Below are 7,908 nucleotides of genomic sequence, written 5' to 3' on the forward strand. Positions count from 1 at the left end.
CGCCCCCGGACCATCAACTCACTCGATCAGAAGACACGACAACTATCCTGACACCGGGGGCATGCCTTGCCGGGCTGTTTGCATTTCGCGGCCATTGGACAGGGAGACGGCGAAACCGTAGCATCGTCTCTCTCCTCGGCGACCAGTTGGTACAACTCGACCCATGCCTCCCTATACCACATCGGCGCAGGATGCGCACCTGCCCGGAAACCGCACCGGAATCCCTGCGGGGGTCTGGGTGCTGGGTTTTGTAAGCATGCTGATGGACATTTCCTCCGAGATGGTCCACAGCCTGCTTCCTTTATTCATGGCCGGTACCTTGGGTGCCAGTGCCTTGATGATCGGCCTGATCGAAGGCCTGGCTGAGGCTACGGCACTGATGGTCAAGGTGTTTTCGGGCGTGCTCAGTGATTATCTGGGCAAACGAAAAGGCCTGGCCGTATTCGGCTACGCCCTGGGTGCCCTGACCAAGCCCCTTTTTGCCATCGCATCGGGTACCGGTATCGTACTCACCGCGCGTTTGCTGGACCGGGTCGGCAAGGGGGTGCGTGGAGCACCGCGTGATGCCCTGGTGGCGGATATGGTGCCGCCCGAGGTCCGTGGCGCGGCATTCGGTTTGCGCCAGTCTCTTGATACGGTGGGTGCATTCCTTGGCCCGCTGCTGGCCGTTGGCTTGATGCTGTTGTGGGCCAACGATTTCCGGGCCGTATTCTGGGTGGCCGTGGTTCCGGGATTGCTTGCGGTTTTGCTGCTGTTGTTTGGCGTGCGCGAACCCGGGCTTCGATCCGGTGAAAAGCGCAGCAACCCGATCCTCCGGGAAAACCTCAAGCGCTTAAGCGGTGCGTACTGGCGCGTGGTCGTGGTGGGTGCGGTCTTTGCGCTGGCGAGATTCAGCGAGGCCTTTCTGGTGCTGCGGGCCCAGCAGGGGGGCATTGCCGTTGCGCTGGTGCCGCTGGTCATGGTGGCGATGAATATTGTCTATGCGGCATCGGCTTATCCATTCGGGAAGCTATCCGACCGGATGAGCCACAAAACGCTTCTTGCCTGCGGCCTGGCCGTCCTGATTGCGGCGGATCTGGTGCTGGCAATGCATGACCACTGGGTGACCGTGCTTGCAGGTGTTGCACTGTGGGGCATCCACATGGGCATGACGCAAGGCCTGCTGGCGACGATGGTCGCGGATACGGCGCCTGCCGATCTCCGTGGTACGGCCTTCGGCTTTTTCAATCTGGTCAGTGGCTTTGCCATGTTGCTTGCCAGTGTGGTGGCCGGCCTGCTGTGGGATCGGCTGGGTGCTTCGTTCACTTTCTATGCGGGTGCTGCCTTCTGCGGTGTCGCATTGCTCGGATTGCTCCGGAAATCATGAATGCAGATGACTGCAGGGTGATGCGTTACCTCTGGCGGGGCACGTCAGATCCCGCCGTGCTCCCCGTGGCGCCGGCCCCGGCATCTTTCCCGGCGCCGGACGGACATGCATTGACCGGTCCGGCGTCCGGACTGCCTGTGTGTCCGGACGCCATGCGGCCAACCTTCTTGCCGGATTTGGCATCGCTGCTGCCGTGGCAGCCGGAAACGTGGCTGTGGGTCAGCTCCGGGCTGCGCCATGCGGTATCGCCCGGGTGATCGAGTCCGCGCAGGATGCCGCAATCGCGGGTGGCTTTGGCGGCATGACACTGGCTGCGCAAATCGGCCAGTTGCGCTTCCAGCGCCCGTAGCTCGGCCATGCGAGCCTGTACGTGCAGCAAGTGTGCGTCAATCAGCTCGTTGATGGATTCGCAGCTGGCGTCCGGTTGCTGGCGTGCTTCCAGCAAGGCGCGGATTTCGGCATGGGTCATGTCCAGCGAACGGCAGTGGCGGATGAAGGTCAGCCGGTCAAGGTGGCTGTGGTTGTATTGCCGATAGTTGTTGTTTTCATTGCGCACGGCTGCGGGTAGTAGTCCTTCACGCTCGTAATAGCGCACTGTCGCCACGGGGCAGCCTGCCAGGCTGGCCAATTCTCCGATTTGCATGTCGTGCCTTTCGCGGCTTGACCCTATAGTCACTTCAGGGTGTTCAATGCCAAGCATATGATGAAAAACGGAGTCCTGCCATGCCCGGCTGCTGCAAACATGACCACCACGACAAGAAACCCGCCGCAGGACTAATGCTGCCGGCACCCGCCGGCGATATGCATGGACGCCGCCTTGTCCCCGTCATGGGGCGGGCCAGGCCGGCCGTGCATGGACATGCCCATGCCGGTCAAGGCTGTGCCTGCCAGGCTCCGCCGCCCGCCGGCTTTGGCCACCTGGCGGCAGCCGAGGTGCTGGCGGAGGGGGTGCGCACCCCGATACGCATCATGCAGATGGATTGCCCGACTGAGGAGGTGCTGATCCGCAAGAAGCTGGGGGGCATGGATACGGTCAAGAGCCTGGAATTCAACCTGATGCAGCGCGTGCTGACCGTAGTGCACACTCCCGGCTCGCTGGAGAGCGTGCTGGAGGCGGTGCGCACGCTGGGTTTCACCCCCGAGCTGCCGGATACTCGCGGCCAGCTGCGCGCCGGCCGGGAAACGGCCAAGCCGTGGTGGCCGCTGGCGTTGGCCGGCGTGACCGCACTGATGTCGGAGGTGGCTGGCTGGATGGCATTGCCCGCCTGGCTGGCCGCAAGCCTGGGCATTCTGGCGGTAGCCCTGTCCGGTGTGACGACTTACAAGAAGGGCTGGCTTGCGATCCGCAACGGCAATCTGAACATCAATGCCCTGATGAGTATTGCCGTTACCGGTGCGTTGGCGCTGGGCCAGTGGCCGGAGGCTGCCATGGTGATGGTGCTGTTCACCATTGCCGAGCGGATCGAGGCCAGATCGCTGGACCGGGCGCGCAATGCGATTGCCGGTTTGCTGAAGCTGGTGCCGGAAACCGTCACCGTGCAGCAGGAGGATGGCAGCTGGCAGGAAGTTGCGGCCGATGCGGTCACGGTGGGCCGCGTGGTGCGGGTCAGGCCCGGCGAGCGTATCGGACTGGATGGAGAAATCGTCAGCGGTCGCTCCAGCATCAACCAGGCGCCGATTACCGGAGAGAGCCTGCCGGTGGACAAGATCGAAGGGGATGCGGTCTTCGCCGGCACCATCAACGAAGCCGGTTCCTTTGCCTATCGGGTAACTGCCGCGGCGAGCAACACCACGCTCGCCCGCATCATTCACGCGGTGGAAGAGGCGCAGGGCGCCAAAGCGCCAACACAGCGCTTCGTGGACCGGTTTGCGCACATCTATACCCCGGTGGTATTCGCCGGTGCGTTGCTGCTTGCCATCCTGCCGCCCCTGCTGCTGGATGCCGGCTGGCATGACTGGATCTACAAGGCACTGGTACTGCTGGTGATCGCCTGCCCGTGCGCCCTGGTGATATCGACGCCGGTGACCATTGTCAGTGGCCTGGCTGCCGCCGCGCGCCATGGCATCCTGATCAAGGGCGGCGTTTATCTGGAAGAGGGCCGCAAGCTGGTCTGGCTGGCGCTGGACAAGACCGGCACCCTTACTCACGGCAGACCGGCACAAACCGATTTCGAGCTGTGGGCCGGGCGTGATGCCGGCCATTGCCGCCGGCTGGCGGCCAGCCTGGCCGGCCGTTCCGATCATCCGGTGTCGCAGGCCATTGCCCGTGCGGCCAACCTGGATGCCGGCACACATGCGCAGGTGGCGGATTTCGAAGCGCTGCCCGGTCGCGGAGTGCGCGGCGTGATCGATGGCATTACCTATACCCTCGGCAATCATCGCCTGCTGCACGAGCTTGGCCTGTGCAGCCCGGAGCTGGAAATGCGGCTGGATATGCTGGAGCGCCAGGGCAAAACGGTGGTGATGCTGAGTGACAACAGGCAGGCGCTGGCCCTGTTCGCGGTAGCGGATACGGTGAAGGACACTAGCCGTGCCGCCATTGCCGAACTGCACCGGTTGGGTATCAGAACGGTGATGCTGACCGGCGATAATCCGCATACCGCCGAAGCAATCGCACAACAGGTGGGTATCGACCGGGCGCACGGCAACCAGCTGCCGGAGAACAAGCTGCAGGCGGTAGCCGCTCTGGAGCGGGATGGTGCGGTGGGCATGGTGGGCGACGGCATCAATGATGCTCCGGCGCTGGCGCGCGCCCACATCGGTTTCGCCATGGGCGCCATGGGCACCGATGCCGCCATCGAGACCGCCGATGTGGCCCTGATGGACGACGATCTGCGCAAGATACCGGCCTTTGTGCGCCTGTCGCATGCCACCCGGGCCGTACTGCTGCAGAACATCATGCTGGCATTGGGCATCAAGGGTGTGTTCCTGGTGCTGACCCTGCTGGGCCTGGGCAGCATGTGGATGGCGGTGTTTGCCGATGTGGGGGCCAGCCTGCTGGTCGTGGCGAATGGCCTGCGCCTGCTGCGCAAGTAAGAACCTGTTCAAGGTCTTTTTGCGGCTGCGCTGGCCCGGCAAACGACCAGCTGCGGCGTTGTCGGGTTTGCGCCTGGAATAGCCAGCTGCAAACCCTCCGCCTTGCATTGGAAGTCTTCTCCTGCCGGCGCCGCGATAAAACAAGTGTCAACAGACCCTAATCACGATAGCTGATGCCGTTTGGCCCGGCCCCTACCTTGTAGGTGCCGGCCACGCCATGGCTGCGGCTGTCGATCACCGACATGGTGCCGGATTCGATATTGCTGACAAACACGTACCGGCCGTCGCTGCTGATGGTCACGCCGTGTGCACCGTCGCCGGTCTGTACCTCGGCAATGGCCTTGCCGGCGACAGGGTCCACCACCGAGACGCGGTTATCCGGCTGCTTGCTGCTGCCCTGGTTGGCCACGAATACCTTGCCGCCGTCCGGGGTGGCGTACATCTGGATCGGGTTGCGGCCAACCTTGACCTTGCCGGTCAGCTTGCGGCTGGCGGTATCGATCAGGCCGAGAGCGTTTTCCGCGCTCAGCGACACGTAGGCCTGCTTGCCGTCTGCGGAGAAACCCACCTGCACCGGGGCCTTGCCCACCGCGATGCGCCCGGTTTCCTTCAGGCTGGGCACGTCGATGACCGAGACGCTGTCGCTCTTCACGTTGGCAACATACAGGCTGCTGCCATCCGGGCTCAGGCGCAGGCCGTGCGGGTAGCTGCCGGTCCTGATGCTGCCGATCTGGCTCTTGCTTGTCAGGTCGTATACCTGCACCGCGTTGTTGCCGGCGTCGGTGACAAAGGCCAGCTTGCCGGTATGGTCGGTAACGACGTGTCCGGGGTGCCCCGCCACCGGCAGGACAAAGGCAGGCTTGCTGCCCAGCGGCAGGTCGAACACCTGCAGCTCGCCGGCACTCTGGCCGCTGCCATGATGGCCGGCATGGATGTTCATGCCCACCGCCAGCAGGCGCTGGCCATCGGCACTGACCTGCACGTTGTGCGGCGAGATCTCCAGCGGGATGGTGGTGACATTGCCATCTGCCAGTGTGATCCGGCTGATGGAGTTGCCGCGCTCGTTAGCGGTAAACACGGTGCCGGACGGCGCCGCCAGTGCGGAGGTGGCTGCCAGCGAGAAGGCGAGCAGCAGCGAGGTAGAGATGGGCCTGCGCATGGGTGATTCCTTTCATGAGGTGGTGTCGGCCCCCTGGCCGCCCGGACAAGCACTGTCTTGCTACCGGTAGTATGGTGTGCTGCCGCCAACAGCAAACTGACAGCCGGATTACAAATCTGTCATCCGGCGCAGCGGCGTGCTGGCAGTGGCAAACTGTCGGCACTGCTACAGGAAACAGCGATGAAGATTCTGATTGTCGAAGACGAGATCAAAACAGGCGAGTATTTGAAGCAGGGTTTGCGCGAAGCAGGCTTTGCGGTGGATCTGGCGCATGACGGCCAGACGGGACTGCAGCTGGCGCTGGAGGGCGGGCACGACCTGCTGATCCTGGACGTGATGCTGCCGGGCATGGACGGCTGGCAAGTGCTTACCCGGCTGCGGCTGCGGCACAAGACCATGCCGGTGCTGTTCCTTACCGCCCGCGACCAGGTGGAAGACCGGGTCAAGGGGCTGGAGCTGGGCGCGGACGACTACCTGGTAAAGCCGTTTTCCTTTGCCGAGCTGCTGGCGCGGGTACGTACCATCCTGCGTCGTGGCCGCGGCACGGTAGAGGCCACCACCCTGCAGATCGCCGGCCTGGAGCTGGACCTGCTGCGCCGGCGTGTCAGCCGCGACGGCCGGCGCATCGCCCTCACTGCCAAGGAGTTCGGCCTGCTGGAGCTGCTGATGCGCCGCCAGGGCGAGGTATTGCCCCGCAGCCTGATTGCCTCGCAGGTATGGGACATGAACTTCGACAGCGACACCAATGTGATCGACGTGGCAGTGCGCCGGCTGCGCGCCAAGGTCGATGACGACTTCGAACCCAAGCTGATCCACACCGTGCGCGGCATGGGCTACGTGCTGGAAGTGCCGGAGGCCGGCGCATGAAGCGGCGCCTGTCGCTGACCGCGCGGCTGACACTGCTGTATGCACTGGTTTCCGTGTTGCTGCTGGCAGGGCTTGGGCTGCTGGTCGGCGTGATGGTGAATCGCCATTTTGCCGAGCAGGATGCCGACGACCTGCGCGACAAGCTGGGGCTGATCCGCGAGGTGATGCACACCTCGCCCGACCTGGGAGTGCTGGCGGCGCGGCTGGACAACGTGGTGCACAACCAGCGCGACCTGTACGTGCAGCTGCAGCGGCAGGGCTATCCGGTCTATGCCTCGAAAGCGCCGGCGGGCTTTCATTTTCCCGCTGGCGGCAACAGTGACCGCCGGCAGATGCTGAGCTGGCAGCATGGCAACGCCAGCTACCGCGGCTTGTGCGGTAATGGCCGGCTGGCCGACAGCACCCGCTCCGGGCTCACCATCTGTGCGGCGATCGACACCGGCCGGCATGAGCATTTCATGCACATGATCGGCCAGTCGCTACTGGTATACATCCTGCTGTCGGCCTTGCTGGGCGGCATGCTGGCCTGGTGGGTGGCACACAACGGCCTGGCGCCGCTGCGCGCGATGAAGGCCAGGGCACAGGCCATTACCGGCCAGCAGCTGGACACCCAGATGCCGGTGGCGTCGGTGCCGCCGGAAATGGCTGACCTGGCCGAATCGCTGAACGCCATGCTGCGCCGGCTGCAGGAAGACTTTCGCAAGCTGTCGGAGTTTTCCTCCGACCTTGCGCACGAGCTGCGCACGCCGATCAGCAACCTGCTGACCGAAACGCAGGTCGCCATTGCCCAACCGCGCAGCGCCGATGAATACCGCGACATCCTGGCTTCCAATGCCGAGGAGTTCCAGCGCCTGGCGCGCACGGTGTCGGACATGCTGTTCCTGGCCAAGGCCGAGCACGGGCTGGTGCTGCCCAGCCGTGAGCAGATTGCCATCGAGGACGAAGTGGCGGCGCTGCTGGAGTTCTACGATGCGCTGGCGGAAGAAAAAGACATCCGCCTGCAGCAAAGCGGCAGCGGCCAGTTGCTGGGCGACCGGCTGATGCTGCGCCGCGCACTGAGCAACCTGCTGTCCAATGCCCTGCGCCATGCCCCGGCCGGCAGCATGGTGACGGTAAGCATCGCACGGCAGGATGATGGCAGCACGGTGCGGGTCTGCAATGCCGGCCACTGCATACCGCCGGAGCAGCTACCGCGGCTGTTCGACCGCTTCTTCCGCGCCGACCCTGCCCGTGTGGCCGGGGAGTCGGATGGCGCCGGGCTGGGGCTGGCCATCACCCGCTCGATTGCCGAAGTGCACGGTGGCCGCATCAGCGTCACCTCGGCGGATGACACCACCTGCTTTACCCTGTGGTTTCCCGCTCGAACGGCCGGCTGAGCCGGTGCGCCGGGGTGCGGACAGTGACCGGCAGGTTCCGGTTTCTAGCAGCCTGTCGGACTTAACGAGCCGTATGAGATAATTCGGATCATCCAAAACACAGC

Annotated in this window: 6 protein-coding genes; 4 read left to right on the forward strand and 2 right to left on the reverse strand. The window is 64.2% G+C overall.

Features of this window, described 5'->3' with window-relative positions; genetic code table 11:
- The first annotated feature begins 163 nt into the window (after positions 1-163).
- The gene (locus IE083_RS14855; protein WP_189354817.1) at positions 164-1,366 is read left to right on the forward strand and encodes an MFS transporter; all 1,203 of its coding nucleotides are present in this window, start codon (positions 164-166) and stop codon (positions 1,364-1,366) included.
- Positions 1,367-1,391: 25 nt separating this feature from the next.
- Here the strand turns inward: IE083_RS14855 and cadR are convergent, their stop codons facing one another.
- Positions 1,392-2,009, reverse strand: coding sequence for a Cd(II)/Pb(II)-responsive transcriptional regulator (gene cadR, locus IE083_RS14860; protein ID WP_189354818.1), 618 nt, complete (start codon positions 2,007-2,009; stop codon positions 1,392-1,394).
- Positions 2,010-2,215: 206 nt separating this feature from the next.
- Between cadR and IE083_RS14865 the strand changes: the two genes are divergently transcribed.
- Positions 2,216-4,402, forward strand: coding sequence for a heavy metal translocating P-type ATPase (locus IE083_RS14865; RefSeq protein WP_444545837.1), 2,187 nt, complete (start codon positions 2,216-2,218; stop codon positions 4,400-4,402).
- Positions 4,403-4,559: 157 nt separating this feature from the next.
- On the opposite strand, the gene IE083_RS14870 is transcribed toward IE083_RS14865, so the two are convergent.
- Positions 4,560-5,561, reverse strand: coding sequence for a YncE family protein (locus IE083_RS14870; RefSeq protein WP_189354820.1), 1,002 nt, complete (start codon positions 5,559-5,561; stop codon positions 4,560-4,562).
- 180 nt (positions 5,562-5,741) lie between these two features.
- Between IE083_RS14870 and IE083_RS14875 the strand changes: the two genes are divergently transcribed.
- Together IE083_RS14875 and IE083_RS14880 are read left to right on the forward strand one after the other, a co-directional pair.
- Positions 5,742-6,428, forward strand: coding sequence for a heavy metal response regulator transcription factor (locus tag IE083_RS14875; protein WP_189354821.1), 687 nt, complete (start codon positions 5,742-5,744; stop codon positions 6,426-6,428).
- Positions 6,425-7,804 (forward strand): heavy metal sensor histidine kinase, encoded by a 1,380-nt coding sequence (locus IE083_RS14880; protein WP_189354822.1) that lies wholly within the window; start codon positions 6,425-6,427, stop codon positions 7,802-7,804. The genes IE083_RS14875 and IE083_RS14880 overlap by 4 nt, the downstream gene beginning before the upstream one ends.
- Positions 7,805-7,908: the final 104 nt, after the last annotated feature.

The sequence above is a fragment of the Vogesella fluminis genome (assembly GCF_014652335.1).
GTDB lineage: Bacteria > Pseudomonadota > Gammaproteobacteria > Burkholderiales > Chromobacteriaceae > Vogesella > Vogesella fluminis.

Excerpts from the sequence above, each read along its gene's own strand:
- IE083_RS14855 (WP_189354817.1), top strand. The coding sequence starts at position 164 with ATGCCTCCCTATACCACATCGGCGCAGGATGCGCACCTGCCCGGAAAC.
- cadR (WP_189354818.1), bottom strand. The coding sequence starts at position 2,009 with ATGCAAATCGGAGAATTGGCCAGCCTGGCAGGCTGCCCCGTGGCGACA.
- IE083_RS14870 (WP_189354820.1), bottom strand. The coding sequence starts at position 5,561 with ATGCGCAGGCCCATCTCTACCTCGCTGCTGCTCGCCTTCTCGCTGGCA.
- IE083_RS14875 (WP_189354821.1), top strand. The coding sequence starts at position 5,742 with ATGAAGATTCTGATTGTCGAAGACGAGATCAAAACAGGCGAGTATTTG.
- IE083_RS14880 (WP_189354822.1), top strand. The coding sequence starts at position 6,425 with ATGAAGCGGCGCCTGTCGCTGACCGCGCGGCTGACACTGCTGTATGCA.